Origin of the sequence: Asticcacaulis biprosthecium C19 (assembly GCF_000204015.1) — a bacterium.
Lineage (GTDB): Bacteria > Pseudomonadota > Alphaproteobacteria > Caulobacterales > Caulobacteraceae > Asticcacaulis > Asticcacaulis biprosthecius.
This window is the reverse complement of sequence record NZ_GL883080.1, coordinates 56,625-72,536: the sequence shown is the minus strand read 5'-3', so window position 1 is coordinate 72,536 and position 15,912 is coordinate 56,625. Positions and strand designations below refer to the sequence as shown.

10 protein-coding genes are annotated in these 15,912 nt (G+C 61.6%); 1 reads left to right on the top strand and 9 read right to left on the bottom strand.

Features of this window, described 5'->3' with window-relative positions; translation table 11 throughout:
• Positions 1-7: 7 nt before the first annotated feature.
• From ABI_RS18875 to ABI_RS18860, 4 genes are all read right to left on the bottom strand, one after another.
• Positions 8-775: an enoyl-CoA hydratase-related protein gene (locus ABI_RS18875; protein WP_006274657.1), complete on the bottom strand. Its 768-nt coding sequence runs from the start codon at positions 773-775 to the stop codon at positions 8-10.
• A 1-nt stretch (position 776) separates the two neighbouring features.
• Positions 777-2,273, bottom strand: coding sequence for a CoA-acylating methylmalonate-semialdehyde dehydrogenase (locus tag ABI_RS18870; protein ID WP_006274656.1), 1,497 nt, complete (start codon positions 2,271-2,273; stop codon positions 777-779).
• A gap of 165 nt (positions 2,274-2,438) precedes the next feature.
• A complete protein-coding gene (locus ABI_RS18865) occupies positions 2,439-3,506 on the bottom strand; it encodes a Leu/Phe/Val dehydrogenase (protein ID WP_006274655.1) in 1,068 nt (355 codons plus the stop codon).
• Entirely contained in the window at positions 3,499-6,960 is a 3,462-nt protein-coding gene (locus tag ABI_RS18860; RefSeq protein ID WP_006274654.1) for an indolepyruvate ferredoxin oxidoreductase family protein, read from the bottom strand. The genes ABI_RS18865 and ABI_RS18860 overlap by 8 nt, the downstream gene beginning before the upstream one ends.
• Before the next feature lie 235 nt (positions 6,961-7,195).
• On the opposite strand from ABI_RS18860, the gene ABI_RS18855 reads away from it, so the two are divergent.
• Positions 7,196-7,675 carry an Lrp/AsnC family transcriptional regulator gene (locus ABI_RS18855; protein ID WP_006274653.1) on the top strand — a complete coding sequence of 160 codons (480 nt, stop codon included), beginning with the start codon at positions 7,196-7,198 and terminating at the stop codon, positions 7,673-7,675.
• Between the two features lie 152 nt (positions 7,676-7,827).
• Here ABI_RS18855 and ABI_RS18850 read toward each other — a convergent pair whose 3' ends face one another.
• The 5 genes from ABI_RS18850 to ABI_RS18830 form a co-directional block, all read right to left on the bottom strand.
• Entirely contained in the window at positions 7,828-9,450 is a 1,623-nt protein-coding gene (locus tag ABI_RS18850; RefSeq protein ID WP_006274652.1) for an AAA family ATPase, read from the bottom strand.
• Positions 9,451-9,631: 181 nt separating this feature from the next.
• On the bottom strand, positions 9,632-10,027 hold the full coding sequence (locus ABI_RS18845; RefSeq protein ID WP_040309741.1) for a lecithin retinol acyltransferase family protein: 396 nt from the start codon (positions 10,025-10,027) through the stop codon (positions 9,632-9,634).
• Positions 10,028-10,396: 369 nt separating this feature from the next.
• The gene (locus ABI_RS18840) at positions 10,397-13,606 is read right to left on the bottom strand and encodes an error-prone DNA polymerase (RefSeq protein ID WP_006274651.1); all 3,210 of its coding nucleotides are present in this window, start codon (positions 13,604-13,606) and stop codon (positions 10,397-10,399) included.
• Entirely contained in the window at positions 13,603-15,141 is a 1,539-nt protein-coding gene (locus ABI_RS18835) for a Y-family DNA polymerase (protein ID WP_040309740.1), read from the bottom strand. The genes ABI_RS18840 and ABI_RS18835 overlap by 4 nt, the downstream gene beginning before the upstream one ends.
• The gene (locus ABI_RS18830) at positions 15,044-15,811 is read right to left on the bottom strand and encodes an ImuA family protein (protein WP_040309739.1); all 768 of its coding nucleotides are present in this window, start codon (positions 15,809-15,811) and stop codon (positions 15,044-15,046) included. Before ABI_RS18830 ends, ABI_RS18835 begins: the two co-directional genes overlap by 98 nt.
• Between the last annotated feature and the right edge of the window lie 101 nt (positions 15,812-15,912).

Below are 15,912 nucleotides of genomic sequence, written 5' to 3'. Positions count from 1 at the left end.
TAATTTGTCAGCGATCCTTAAACTGCGGCGGCCGCTTTTCGGCAAACGCCGCCATGCCTTCCTTCTGGTCTTCCGTCGCAAACAGCGCCGTAAACAGCCTCCGTTCAAACCGCACGCCTTCGGTCGTCGGCAGTTCCAGAGCCCGGCCGACCATCTCCTTGGCCGCCAGAATCGCCGGCAGACCATAGCCCGCGATCGTCTCCGCCGCTTCCATGGCCACGGTCATCAGTTCGTCATGCGGAGCCACCCGGCTGACCAAGCCGATCCGGTCAGCTTCGGCCGCATCGATCATCCGCCCGGTCAGGACCATATCCATCGCCTTGGCCTTGCCGATGGCCTTGGTCAGGCGGATAGACCCGCCCATGCCCGGCGTCACACCCAGCTTGATTTCCGGCTGTCCGAACTTGGCCTTGTCCGAAGCGATGATCAGGTCGCACATCATGGCCAGTTCACACCCGCCGCCCAGCGCAAAGCCATTGACCGCGGCGATCACCGGCTTACGGCAGGCGGCAAAAGCATCCCAGCCGGCAAAATAGTCGTTCAGGTACATGTCGGCGACATCGCGCCCCGCCATCTCCTTGATATCGGCGCCGGCGGCGAACGCCCTGCCCGCACCGGTGATCACTGTCACGGCAATCTCCGGATTGCGGTCGATCTGGACGATTAGCGCGCTCAGCTCCGTCATGGTCTGGTAGTTGAGCGCGTTGAGGGCTTCGGGGCGATTCAAGGTCACCACCGCCACCCGGCCCTTTTGTTCGAAGTCTACGATCTGCATCCTATTTCATCGTCGGAATGATAAAGGCCTGGTCGCCGATATCGCCATCCGGCCAGCGCGAGGTCACCGTCTTGACCTTGGTGTAGAAGCGCACCCCGTCCTCGCCGTACTGGTTCAGGTCGCCAAAGGCCGAGCGCTTCCAACCGCCGAAGCTGTGATAGGCCACCGGCACGGGGATCGGCACATTGATACCCACCATGCCGACATTGACCTTGGAGACGAATTCGCGCGCCGCCAGGCCGTTGCGGGTAAAGATGGCGACACCATTGCCGTAGGCGTGTTGCGACGGCAGAGCGGCCGCCTCTTCCAGGGTTTCAGCGCGGATGACCTGAAGGACCGGGCCGAAGATCTCGTCCTGGTAGGACTTCATCTGCGGCGTCACCTTGTCGAACAGGGTCGGGCCGATGAAATAGCCATCCTCATGGCCTTGCAGCTTCAGGCCGCGACCGTCGAGCACCAGGTCGGCGCCTTCGTCGACTCCCATCTGGATGTAGGCCTCGACCTTTGCCTTATGGGCGGCCGAAATCACCGGGCCGTAATGAGCTTCGGCATCGGTCGAGACACCGACCTTCAACGCCCGGGCGGCGTCGGTCATACGTTCGATAAAGGCATCGGCCGTCTTGGCGCCGACCGGAACGGCCACCGGAAGCGCCATACAGCGTTCGCCGGCTGAGCCATAGGCGGCGCCGACAATATCGCGGACGACCTGATCGAGGTCGGCGTCGGGCAGGATGATGCCGTGGTTCTTGGCCCCGCCCATGGCCTGGACTCGTTTGCCGTGGGCCGAACCCGTGGCGTAGACATATTGTGCTATATCGGACGAGCCAACAAAGCTGATCGCCCGGATATCGGGATGGACCAGAAGCGCGTCAACGGCCTCCTTGTCGCCATGGACGACCTGGAACACGCCTTCGGGCAGGCCGGCCTCGATCAGCAGTTCGCCCAGGCGCACCGGCACCGACGGGTCCTTTTCCGACGGCTTGAGGATAAAGGCATTGCCACACGCAAGCGCGACCGCCGACATCCACAGCGGGATCATGGCCGGGAAGTTGAACGGGGTGATGCCGGCGACGACACCCAGGGGCTGACGCAACGAATAGACATCGATGCCCGGGCCGGCGCCTTCGGTATAGTCGCCTTTCAGCAGGTGCGGGATGCCGCAGGCAAATTCCACCACCTCCAGGCCGCGCTGGATGTCGCCCTTGGAGTCGGCGACGACCTTGCCGTGCTCGCTGGACAGCAGAACGGCCAATTCGTCCATATGCTTTTCCAGCAGGGCCTTGAAGGCAAACATGACGCGGGCGCGGCGTTGCGGGTTGGTCGCGCCCCATCCGGCTTGCGCCTTGACCGCCTTTTGCACGGCGTCATCGATCTCGGCGCCGGAAGCCAGCGCCACGCGGGCCTGGATCTTGCCGGTATTGGGATCGTAAATGTCGCCAAAACGGCCTGAGGTGCCTGGTACGGACTGGCCGTTGATGAAGTGATGGATGTCGCGCATTCCGCTCTCGTTTCTATGTCCGTAAGAGGACCCCTCCGTCTCGACGCGGTCGCCCTCAAGAAGGCTCCCTTGCTCGCCACCTCCCCATTGAAGAAATGGGGAGGAGAAGAGGAAGTGAGCCCCCTATGGGCGAAACGCGTTGAGACGGAGGGGCCTCTTTGAATATTACGCCGCGATGCGGGCACGCATCCGCCGGGCAGCGTCAAGTTTAACGCGCGCCATGGAATCGGCAACCTCGTTTGTGATCACATTATCGCTTTTCGCCGTGGCGAAGATGGCGTCCAGGCGCGGCCCGATGGCATCGACGCGGGCGCGGATCAGGTCGGCATCGTTGTCGCCGGAGATTTCGCCCTGGACCATGATGATGCCGCCGGCGTTGATGACATAGTCCGGTGCATACAGCACACCGCGCTCACCAAGGATACGGCCGGCTTCCGCCGTCAGCAGCTGATTGTTGGCGGCCCCCGCCACCACCGAAGCGCGGATATAGCGCGCGACATATTCGGTGATCGTGCCGCCCAGAGCGCACGGCGCTACAACGTCGACGGGCTGGGTCAGGATATCGTCGACCGAGACGCCGACCGCGCCGAAACGCATCTGGGCTTCCGAGACGCGCGCCGGGTTGATGTCGGCAACGATCAGGTTCGCGCCCATCTCATTCAGTTCCTGGCACAGATACATGCCGACATGGCCCAGGCCCTGAACGGCGACACTGAGGCCCGCCAGTTCCGTTCGGCCGAGGCGGGCACGGACGGCAGACTCGATGCCGACGCGAACGCCGCGCGCGGTGAACGGGGACGGATCGCCGCCCGACTTGCCGGCCGCAGCGCTGAGGCCCGAGACGTGTTTCGTCGTACGGGCCACGATCTGCATATCCGCGACCGAGACGCCGACGTCTTCGGCGGTGATGTACTGGCCGCTCAGGGTGTCGACGGCGCGGCCAAAGGCTTCCAGAACCGCTTCACGCTTTTCAGAAGCGACAGGCCCCAGGATCACCGACTTGCCGCCGCCCATGGGCAGGTCGGCCATGGCGTTCTTGTACGACATGCCACGCGACAGGCGCAGGGCGTCGGTCAAGGCGTCCGCATCCGCGGCATAGGACCACAGCCGGCAACCGCCCGCCGCTGCGCCCAGCGCCGTCGAGTGGACGGCGATAATGGCGCGCAGGCCCGTGGCGGCGTCGTTGACGAACAGGACCTTTTCGTGGGCGTCAAAATCGGGATGGTCAAACATGAGCAACTTCCTTGGTAAGCACTTTATCGTTGTAAGGTTTTGGGGGTTGGGCGGCCTCGAACTGGGTCAGCAGTTCGGTCCATTTGGTTCGGGCCTTGGCGTGATTGGCCTGCTTGATATGGCCGAAGCCGCGGATGTCTTCCGGCAGACGCGCCAGGGCGACCGCCAGATCGAAGTTATGCGGCGCCAGTTCGCGGGCCAGACGGTTGATCAGTTGCGCATAGTCGCCGATCAGCCGGCGCTCCATGCGGCGTTCTTCGCTGTAGCCGAAAATGTCGAAGGTGGTGCCGCGCAGGCCTTTCAGCGCCGACAGGACGGCAAAGGCCTTGAAGATCCACGGCCCAAACTTCCGCTTTTTGGGAAGTCCGGTGTGGGCGTCCTTCTCGCCGAACAGCGGCGGCGCCAGGAAGACGCTGACCTTATCCGGGTTTTCGAACTGGGCCGCGAGTTGCGCCCGGAACGCCGGATCGAGGTAAAGCCGCGCGACCTCGTACTCGTCCTTATAGGCCTTCAGCTTGAAGGCATAGCGCGCCACGGCTTCGGTGAAGGTGGTCGTGCCGAACTTCGCTTCGGCCTTGCGCGCGATGTCGACCAACGCCTTGTAGTCGCGGGCATAGGCTTCGTCCTGGTAGGCTTCCAGGTCAGTCATACGGGCGGCGATGAAAGCGTCGAGGTCGAAGGTCTCCTCCACTTTTTTCGACGTGTTCAGGCGCCCGGCGACGAAGGCGCGACCCAGGGCAAAGGCGCGCAGATTGGACTTAACCTCGGCACCGTTCAGCTCGATCGCCTTCTCGATGGCGGCGCGGCTCAGCGGCACGGTCCCGGCCTGCCAGGCGGCGCCCAGCACAACCATGATGGTGTAGACGGCATCGCCAAGATATTTGCGCGACAGGCCAGACGCGTCGAAGGCGTTCAGGTCGCGCGTCGCCGCCTTGACCCGGCGCAGCATGGAGACGCTGTCGAACTTGGTTTCGGTGTTGAGCGTGAATTCCGCCGTCGGCGTCAGTGCCGAGTTGAGGAAGCCCTTCGTGCGTGCGGCGTCCATCAGCGGCAGGCAGGCCTTGCCGTGGGCGGTGACCATGTCGGCGGCGATCAGCACATCGGCTTCGGCGAAGGGAATGCGGCCGCCCGGCAGCATGGCTCCGGGTGCAGCGAGGCGGATATGGGCGTCAACGGCACCGCCGCGCTGGGCCAGGCCGATCTGGTCGACGGCCAAGACTTCGATGGCGTCCAGGTGCGCCGCCATGCCGACCATGGCGCTAAGCGAGGTCACGCCCAGACCGCCGATACCGGTCAGCAGGATATTGTAGGGTTCGGCCGACAGCTGCGGTGGGGTGATTTCGGGCAGGTCGGCGATGATCGCGTCGACGTCGGAGACCTGCGCCTTTTTGAGTTGTGCGCCGTCCAGTGAGACGAAGGAGGGGCAGAAGCCCTTGACGCAACTGGTGTCGATATTACACGCCGACTGGTCGATCTCGCGCTTACGGCCGAGGTCGGTTTCCTTGGGGCCGACGGCAATGCAGTTCGACTTGGCGGAGCAGTCGCCGCAGCCTTCGCAGACGGCGGGATTGATAAAGATGCGTTCCTTGGCCTTGGGGGCCAGACCGCGCTTGCGGCGGCGGCGCAGTTCGGTCGCGCACATCTGGTCGAAGATCAGAACCGTGGTGCCCGGTGTGTTGCGCAGTTCTTCTTCGGCGACCGGCATGTCGTCGCGGTGCCAGAAGCTGACCTTAGCCGGCATCTTGGGGTGGCCGCGCCAGCGGTCGGGATTGTCCGACACCATCATGATGCGGGTGACGCCTTCGGCGGCGACCTGCTGGGCGACCGTGACGGGATGCAGTTGGCCGTCGACATGCTGCCCGCCGGTCATGGCGACGGCATCGTTGTACAGGATCTTGTAGGTCATGTTGACGCCGGCGGCGACAGCCTGGCGGATGGCCAGCAGACCCGAGTGGAAATAGGTGCCGTCGCCCAGGTTGGCGAAGATGTGGTTCTCTTCGGTGAACGGCGCCTGGCCGACCCAGGTCACCCCCTCCCCGCCCATGTGGGTGCAGATTTCCGAATTCCGGTTCGGCATGAACTGAACCATGTAGTGGCAGCCGATGCCGGCTGTGGCGCGCGAGCCTTCCGGCACGGTGGTCGAGGTATTGTGCGGGCAGCCGGCGCAGAAGAACGGTTTGCGCGTGTGCAGCGGCACGACATTGTCCTTGACCACGGCTTGCTGGCGCAGGCGCGCGGCGACGGCGGCGCGGGCCTCGGTGCGGGCGCCTTCGGGCAGGCTGTCGTACAGCGCCAGGGCGACGTGGCCGGTGTCGAGGTCCAGGGTGTCGCGGATCAGAGGTTTGCCGGCCGCATCGTTCTTGCCCAGGATGCGCGGACGGCGGCCGTCAGGCAATGTGTAGAGGACGTCGCGCAGTTGGTATTCGATCAGGTTGCGGCGCTCTTCGACGACCAGAACGAACTCAAGACCATCGGCGAAAGCGGTGGCGGCCTCCGGATCGAGCGGCCAGACGAGGCCGATCTTCCATAGGCGCAGGCCGAGATCGCGGGCTTCGGAGTCACCGATTCCGAGCAGACGCAGAGCGTCTAACGCATGTAGAAACCCCTTGCCGGTGGCGGCAATGCCGAAGCGCGGGCGTGACGAGTTGCTGACGATGCGGTCGATGTTGTTGGCGCGAGCAAAGGCCTGGGCGGCAGGCAGGCGATAGTGGCGATGCCTTATTTCCTTGGCTTCCGGCGGGTCGTTCAAACGGATGTTGAGACCGCCTTCGGGCAGGTCGAAATCGGGCGTGACGGTGGTGTAGCCGGTCGGATCGATGTGCGCCGAGGTCGAGGCGTCCATCAGGTCGGCGATGGTTTTTAGCCCGATCCAGCAGCCGGAATAGCGCGATAGGGCAATGCCCTTCATGCCGAAGTCGATGACTTCGTCGATGGTCGCCGGTGCCAGGGTCGGCATTTCAGCATCCAAGAAGGCGAATTCCGACTGGTTGGCCAGGGTCGAGGATTTGCAGCTGTGGTCGTCGCCGGCCAGGGCCAGGACGCCACCATATTGCGAAGTGCCGGCCAGGTTGGCGTGTTTGAAGACATCTCCGGTGCGGTCGACGCCGGGGCCCTTGCCGTACCACAGGCCAAAGACGCCGTCCTTTTTCGCGCCCTGGAAAAGGGGGACGTGTTGGGTGCCCCATACGGCGGTGGCGCCGAGGTCTTCGTTGATGCCGCGTTGGACGACGATGTCATGAGCATCGAGTAGCTTCTGGGCGCTCGACAACTGCATGTCGTAGGTACCCAGCGGTGAGCCGCGATAACCGGAGATAAATCCGGCCGTGTTCAGGCCTGCCTTGCGGTCGCGCTCTCGGATCAGCATGGGCAGACGGACCAGGGCCTGAACCCCGGTCATGAAGGCGCGGCCGGAGTCCAGCTCATACTTGTCGGCAAGGGTAACCTGCGCGCGCATCCGATATGTCCCTGTATTAGATCGTTCTTCGAACGATCTTTTTTCCTGGTCGCGCAATTTATCCGAAAAGTGGTACCCACTTTATCGGATTGCGCTCGTTGTTACCTTCGATACTAGACCCGTTCCGCAAGAAAGTGCTTCCGAACTGTGGTGCGCAAACCGCTGGTGAAGCGAATGAAATTCTGCTATATTGCGTAAAGATAGATAAAAGTTTTGCTGCAGGGCACAAAAGGCAATGAAACGTAGCAAACCCGTCCAGGAGCTGGACGATACCGACCGGCGCATACTTCGCCTGTTGCGCGAGAATGCCCACCTTACCACACAGGACATCGCCGACAAGGTCGGGTTGTCGCAGACACCGTGCTGGTCGCGGATCAAGCGGATGGAAGAGGCTGGCGTGATCTCGGGCTATGTCGCTTTGCTGGATGCCGAAAAGATCGGCCGGCCGCTATCGGTGATCATCGAAATCAATCTGGAACAGCACGACGACGAGAAGATCGAAGCCTTTTCCCGCCACCTGGCGCAGCAGCCGGAAATCACCGACGCCTATCTGACGACGGGGGAATATGACTATGTCATCATCGCCGCGGTCGAGGACACCGAGGGGTATGAGAACTTCCTGCGTAAGCGGTTGCTGAAGTTCCCCGGCATCCGCCACGCCCGTTCGACATTCTGCCTGCGCCGGTTAAAGCGCGATGCTTCGCCTTACGTCTGATATGCCACCCCAAACCCGCCTTATCCGATTGCCTCACGAAGGCGTACGTTCCTTGGTCTGGGACGGCGACATGCTGGTCGACTGGGTCGGCGGCATCCCTATTTTGAGCTCAGAAACTAGTCGTCGATAACAGAATTCATCGGCCAGCGCCTTTACGCATGTAAGAGCGCGCGTGAGAGAGGGGCGAGCCGATTACACACGGCTTCTTTGAGAGATTGATCGTTAGTTAGCCGTGACAATACCGCTTTATAATAATCTGATGGCGCTTGAAGACGAAGGCCTCGGGCAACAGCCGCGGGTACGCCGCTCTCCCTGATTGGATATCTACTTACGATACCGTCAAAGTCACCGCCCACAATCATGGCCGTTAAACGTGCTAATTCCCCCGGATAGGGCGAGGGAATATTTACTTGTATATCATTCGGCGTGTTCATTAGGGCCTCCCGCGTAGGTAAGACCGTTAATAGGGCGTCTCGCATGTGCCGTTCACTGACTTTTGATGCTAGATGCTCAGCGGTACCGGTGTTCGATAGTGCCATTAAGGCGCCCGCGACAGCGACATTAACTAATTCGGTCGGTCCCCCGCCTAGTGTTTGCGCCTGTTGAATGGCCACCGCGTTGAGACATTCAGGCAGGTAATACAAGCTCTCAACCGAAAATACCGGCAATGCAAAAACTTGCTCATTGGCTAAGCTATCGATGAACTCGGGGGTCATTGCGTCATTGTCAACAATCCCAAACGCCCGGATATTGTGGATCTGATCTGAGGCATTAAGCCCGACCACTGCGCGTCGAACATCTGCGCAAGTTGCGCGATTCCGGACGGACACCTCCGGAAATAATAGCGAGTAAATCGGCTGATCAAGACTTCCTTGGCCGCCTTCTACAAACAGTATTTTTCGCCTCGAACCTAGAATGTCTACCCGAACTTCCTCAGGCAGAACACTTGTTGAATCCAAGACGTCAATATCCCAAGATGCAACGGCACCGTCATTCCAGACACTTCCGCGCACCAAAATGACAACCGCGTTGTCAATTTCGCCAGGCAGTTCGAGCTCATGAGTGCTGATAATGAAGCCGCAATCACTACGTTCAGCTATCAACGATGCGACGAGGGGCACGACGATGGAGCGGTGGAGGTGTAATTCTGGTTCGTCGATAACGAAAATAGTTCCGGCGGTCGCGGCGGTGACGTCAGCAGTAAAGACGAGTGCGGTTCGCTCGCCATCTGACATTCTGGCTATACCGTAGGGCGGCGAACCATTTCTCCTTGCCAACAGCCGACCACGGTCGAGTTCAATCTGAACTGGCAAATTTGCCTGACGTAAAAGACGGTTGACTTTAGCTAAAGGCGACTCGCCCGCCTGTAGGCGCAAAATTGCATTTTCAGCCGTATCTCGATTTCTTATTTCCCTGACAGCATCTATGGAATATTGGGTTTCCGCCGCGATGAGGTCGTGAATCGCCTTCTCGTTTCGAGCTGCCCCTGCAATCGAACGATATCGGGTCTCGGCAGACCTATTCCAGCCTTGGAGATGTTGTCCAATTTGGGCTCGATGCTGTGCCGTCATCGACGGTTCTTCATTGTCGAAATAACTCGGGCGCGCACCGGGCATGTAGATGACATTTTGCACGCCACTACTGACAAATCGGTGCACCAGTTCAGACTTGCCTGATCCGTTTTTACCTAAAATGAATATCGGCTTTGCAGCCATTATTGGGATTTCAGAGTTGCCAGAATTTGTTCTGACAATAAAATTGTTTAGCGCTGTCATAATTTATTTTGCAAAAATCAGTTGGGTGTATCGTAAATTGTTCTCTAGCAAGGTCCGGGATAAATTTTTTTAGAACTTAGCGTTAATCTATCCTATGGCAAGGCATGTACTATGAGCAATCGAAGAACGTAATGCAGCAGAGCGTTCGCTACATCATCAAGAGCACCGTTGACGCTATATCTTACTCGTCACGTGAAATCGCAATAGCTACCAGGGCGACGGCTGCCAAGACGCCAAGGTTCCGAACTGTTTCACTCTTGGGCTTCCCAGTTACGCAGTCCGACGTGAAATGCTGGCAATTATAACCCGCAGCGCTGTAGTACTGGCCACGCCGCTGCCAGGCCCGCTGAACGATCACGGCTGGGCTGTAGGCCGGTTGACGCCGCACAATCTTAAAGGGGCGGTTCCTGGTAATCTGCGCTAAAGGTCGAGGCGACACGTTGGTCCCTTTTGCATTGTCCATCGCCCATTCGCGACCATAAGAGTCATACCCGACAACAAGCGCATGATGAGGAATCACGCTGCCTTCGTCCTGAACCACGATCTCCGTTGCCAATGGCAAAACTCTTCTGACCATGACGTTCCTCCAAGTGAAAATTCACCAAGCGAAGGGTTCCCCTGATTTCCCAACGTGTCAAGTCCGCTACGCCGAAGAGAGGCTTGCAGTAGCCCAGGAGGCCGCCGCTTAGCCATAATGTTCAGATAGAAAATGGCCATTCAATCTGCGAGGAAATCTGCACAGCGTCAAAAATATCTAGACAAATTCTGCATAGGTCATTTTACAAATTAACCTTTAAAATCAATGAACTGTTTGGTTTGGCAAGCCCCCTACCCTCGGGTGATAGGACGAGGGCCGATCGAAGCGATCGGGTGAGGGACCTTTACGAAAAGTCACCCCACTCGGCCTTCGCCCCCCCCCTTTCCCCGCAGGCGGAGAGAAGAATAATTAATGAAAATCCCGAGACTTGACCAGGATGACCGGTGATTGCGCCGCGCGGCTGCCGGTGCGTTTCAGCACCCGGGGATCCATCCCCGGTTCGCCATGGCGGAATTCGTCGCCGCGGCTATAAGGCATCGGGAAGGCGTCATCGCGTTCACTTACGCTGTCCAGTTGCTCCGACAGGTCGATCAGACGCCGCGCCACCAGGTGCACCACCTCGCCTTCCTTCTGGATCTGGCCGCTGATCGCCACCATGCGCGCGGTCAGGATCAGCCGGCGCTGCTCCTCATACAGTTTCGACCAGATGACCACATTGGCGATCCCGGTCTCGTCCTCGATGGTCATGAAGGTCACGCCCTTGGCCGTTCCTGGCCGCTGGCGCACCAGAACCATGCCGGCGACCAGGGCATGGCTCTTGTCCTTGCGCGCATTGGCCGCCTTGCAGGTGACAATACCGCGCTCGCTGAGTTCGCCGCGCAGGAAGCTGACCGGATGACGGCGCAGGGACAGGCCGACATGGCCATAGTCCTGGACGACCTCGCTGCCGGCCGTCATGGCTTTCAGCACCACCGCCGGCTCATGCGTCTCAGGGCCGTCGAACAGCGGCAAGGGCGTGTCGCGCATGCCTTTCAGCGCCCACAGGGCCTCGCGCCGCGACTGGCCCAGCGAGGGGAAAAACGCATCGGCCTCGGCCAGCCTGACCAGGGTCGAAACCGGCAAACCACTGTGGCGCCAGACCTCGCGGATCGAACCATAACGCTCTTCGCGCGCCGCCACCAAAACGGCGGCCTCGTCCTCCGACATGCCCTTGATCATGCGAAATCCCAGCCGCACGGCCAGCTTACCGGGCGTGCCGGTCTCCTCCAGGGTACAGTCGTAGCGCGAGGCATTGACGCAGACCGGCCGGACATCGACGCCGTGTTCGCGGGCGTCACGCACCAGTTGCGCCGGGGCATAGAAGCCCATGGGCTGAGAGTTCAGCAGGGCGCACAGAAAGACGTCGGGATGGTGGCACTTCATCCACGATGAGGCATAGGCGATCAGGGCAAACGAGATGGCGTGGCTTTCCGGGAAGCCATAGGAGCCGAAGCCTTCTAACTGGTTGATCAGCCGTTCGGAAAACTCCGGCGAGTAGCCGCGCCCGATCATGCCGGCGTACATCTTGTCGCGAAAGTTCTTCACGCCGCCGGTGTGCTTGAAGGTCGCCAGGCTGCGGCGGACATGATCGGCTTCGTCGTCGCTGAAGCCTGCGCAGACCACGGCCACCTTCATGGCGTGCTCCTGGAACAGCGGCACGCCAAAGGTCCGCCCCAGGATATCCCTCACCGCCTCATTGGGATATTCGATCGGTTCCAGCCCGTGCTTGCGGCGCAGATAGGGATGGACCATATCGCCCTGGATCGGCCCCGGCCGCACAATCGCCACTTCGATGGCGATATCATAGAAGTTGGCTGGCCGCAGACGCGGCAGCATCGACATCTGGGCGCGGCTTTCGATCTGGAAGACCCCCACCGTGTCGGCCTTGCAGATCATGGCGTAGGTCGGCTTGTCGTCAGCGGGGATCCCGGCCATGTCCATGGCGACGCCCTTGTGTTCGGCCAGCATATCGTAGCTTTTCTTCATGCAGGTCAGCATGCCGAGCGCCAGGCAATCGACCTTCATGAACTTCAACTCATCGATATCGTCCTTGTCCCATTCGATGACCTGGCGGTTCTTCATGGCCGCCGGCTCGATCACCGCCAGATCGTCCAGCCGGTCGCGCGTCAGCACAAAACCGCCGGGATGCTGCGACAAGTGGCGCGGCGCATTGACCAGTTGCCGCGTCAGGTCGAGCGTCAGGCGGATGCGGCGGGCGTCGCGATTGAGGTTCAGCCCCTCCAGGTGCGTCTCATCGAGTTCGGTGGCCCAATGCCTGTACTGCTGGGCCAGGACCTTGAGGACGTCCTCCGGCACGCCCAGGGCCTTGCCGACATCACGTAAAGCGCCGCGGATACGATAACGGGTGACCACGGCGACCAGGGCGGCGTGATCGCGGCCATAGGTGTCGAACACCCACTGCATGACGATTTCGCGCCGGGCATGTTCGAAATCGACATCGATATCGGGCGGTTCGTTGCGGTTTTTCGACAGGAAACGAGCGAACAAAAGGTCGTACTTGGCCGGATCCAGTTCGGTGATCCCCAGCACATAGCAGACCGAACTGTTGGCGGCCGAACCGCGGCCCTGGCACAGGATATCCTGCGACCGGGCAAAGTGGACGATGTCGTGGACGGTCAGGAAATAGTTGGCATAGCCCATCTCCGCGATCAGATCGAGTTCATGGCGCAGCTGCTTTTCGACCTTGTCCGGAACGCCGTCAGGATAACGTTTGGCCGCGCCGATACGGACGAACTTTTCCAGCGCCTGTTGTGGTGTCAGGTGCGGATGCGACTTTTCGTCGGGATATTGATATTCCAGTTCTTTCATGTCGAACCGGCAGCGCGCGGCGATCTCCTGCGTCCGGGCGACCGCGTCAGGGTAGGCCTTGAACAGACGGGCCATTTCATCGCCCGGCTTGAGATAGCGGTCGGCGTGGCGTTCGCGGCGAAAGCCGGCCTCATCGATCGTACAGTTGTGGCGGATGCAGGTGACGACGTCCTGCAGGATGCGGCGCGACGCGTCATGGTACAGCACGTCATTTGTCGCCACGGTTGGAACCCCAAGCTTTACAGCGATCTGCGTCAGTTCATACAGACGTAAAGCGTCGTTGGGACGACGGCGCAAGGTCAGGGCCAGATAGGCGCGGTCGCCGAAAATGGTGGCCAACCGGCGCAGGTTGAGGGCGCAGGTGTCATCCGCCATGTCCGGCACCAGGACGGCGATCAGACCTGCGTTCCAGGCTTCGACATCGTTCCAGTCGAGCTGGCATTTCCCTTTGCCAGCGCGGCCCTTGCCCAGGGACAGCAGGCGGCACAGGTGCGAATAGGCCGCCTTGTCGGTCGGATAGACCAACAGGGACGCACCATCGACGAGGTCCAGACGGCAGCCGACAATGAGCCGCACGCCGGTCGCCTTCGCCCATTTGTGCGCCTGAACGATGCCGGCCAAGGAGTTGCGGTCGACCACGCCCAGGGCTTCGATGCCCAGTTCCGCGGCGCGGTGGAACAGTTCCTCCGGACTGCTGGCGCCGCGCAGGAAGGAGAAGTGGGTGGTCACCTGGAGTTCGATATAGGTCATGCGAACATACCATGCAGGAACCACTTATGGCTGCCGGTGGCGCCGTCCTCGCCGTCGCCGCTGCGGAACACCCACAGGCGCTCACCGGTGTCGAGTTCGACGCGGAAATAGTCGCGCACGGCCCAGGTTTCGCTGTCGTGTTTCCACCATTCGCCGAAGATGCGTTCAGGCCCGTCCGCCGCCAGCACGCGGTGACGAACGCCCCGCCAGGTCAGCACCTTTGGCGGATGATCGGGCAGAACGGCCAGGGTTTCGACGGGTTCGGGCCGACGGAACAGCCGGACCGGGCGCGGCCAATGGACAGGCCATCCTGAGCGCACAGCCGACAAGGCCGGGCTTCGCCGCACCGATCGTTCCGGCACATCGCTTTCGACCGCGCTCAGGCGATAGACCCGTTCGCCACCGATGCGGTTGCTCAAGGTATCAACCAGGCCGGCCAGGTCGGGACCGGCCGCTTCCTGGCTGCTGGTCTGGGTCATGATCAGGGGTTCAGCCAGGGTCGCGATCAGGCGCATGCCTTCGATGCCGAAGCCGGGATCGACAGTTTCGATCTTGTCGCACAGCAGCCGGGTCAGGCGGGCAGTATCGCGCACCGGCTTGGCGGTACCGATACGGATGGCTTCGATACGGCCGTCGACGCGAATAAAGTGCAGGTCCAGTTGCCGGGCGCCCTCCCCGCGCGCTTCCAGGGCGTCGCACAGTTGCTGCGTCAGTTTAGCGGTATAGCGCGCCAGGGTTTCCGGTGCGCCAATGGGTTCGAAAAACACCTGTTTGACCTCGGTGACGTCGGGCAGGTCGACCGGATCGATGGGTTCGGCCAGGTGGCCCGAGATCTGGTCCAGGCGGCGGCCAAGTTCGCGGCCGAAACGATGAACCAGGGGGGCGCGCGGCTGGGCGATCAGTTCGCCGATGGCGTCAAACCCCAGAACAGAGAGGCTTTGCACCAGACTATAGGGCACTCGCAGCGCCGCCACAGGCAGGTTGCGTACAGCCTGAGCGCTGTTGCCCGGCGGGATGATCACAACCGGCCGCGCCCCAAACCTGGCCCCAAAACGTGATAAGGCGTGGGCAGCCCCCCAGGTATCGGCGATGGCGGCGCAGGCTTCGATGCCCTTGTCGGCAAGCCGCCGGATCATGCCCTCCAGCAGAGCAGGCTCACCACCATGAAGATGCGCAGCGCCGGTAATGTCCAGGATCAGGCCGTCGGGCGGATCGGCGGCCACCACCGGCGAATAGGTCTGCAGCGCCCAGCCGGCGAGCCGTTCCAGCGCGTCGCGGTCGCCGTCAGGATCGGCATTGTAGACGGCCAGGTTCTCGACCAGGGCCTGGGCCTTGGTCAGGGGCATACCAACACGCAGCCCCGCGGCATGGGCAGCGTGGTCGGCGGCCGTGACGACGCGGCGGCGGCCGTCCATCCCCTTCAGCACCAGCGGCGTCTCAGGAGGCGGCGCGGAAGCCGTCTTGTCGTGCTGCCACTGTCGCCGCAGCCGGTCGGTCGGCCAGCGGGGCAGATAGAGCGAGACCAGCCTGGCCATCTCTTGCCTCCACATCGAATTCAGCGGCATCCCCGCCCTTGCAGCGCAACAGTTCCAGCCGCCAGCGCGCCGTGCCGATCCCGGCCACCGGCAGGGCGTGGGAACGGGCCGACGCAATACGCCAGCGCGTTACAGCCGCCGTCGGCAGGCCGAACTCGGCCGCCGCCTTCACCTGCCCCCACCGCCGCAGCGCCAGAGCCAGGGTTCGGGTGTTCTCGGCCGCCAGTTGCAGCCGCCGCGATGCCGTTAGCGACAGGCGCGACACCTCGGCGACCACGGCGCCCAGGCCGCCATGACGCAGGGCTTCCTCGCAGCACAGCAGGACGCTTTTCTCGTCGCCGGCCTCGACGCAGAGCACGCGTTGCGGATCCAGTCCTGCCTGAGCCAGGCCGGGGGCAAACAGGTCGGCCTGGGTCAGGCACCACAGGACCTGACCTTCGGTGCGGGCGGCGATACCCGCTACGAACAGCGCCGCCGCCGCGCCGTCGATCACGCCCTGGTCGCGGCCGGCGACCTCATGCAGGGCGCCAAGGGTCAGTCCGCCGCCCGGCAGGCGGGCGTCGATCCGTTCAATACCGAACGGCAGCACACCGGCGACACGCCGGCTGCCCTCCAGCAGTTGGACGTGCCGGCGCAGCGCTTCGAGATTTTCGAACGCAGGTTTCGCCATTGGAACCACTCACCATTCTTCCGATTTCTTCGGAAATATGTTCCTGTTTTGTTCCAAAAATGATCAGGAGTCAAGGCGGATAAATTGTTGAAGCGATTCAG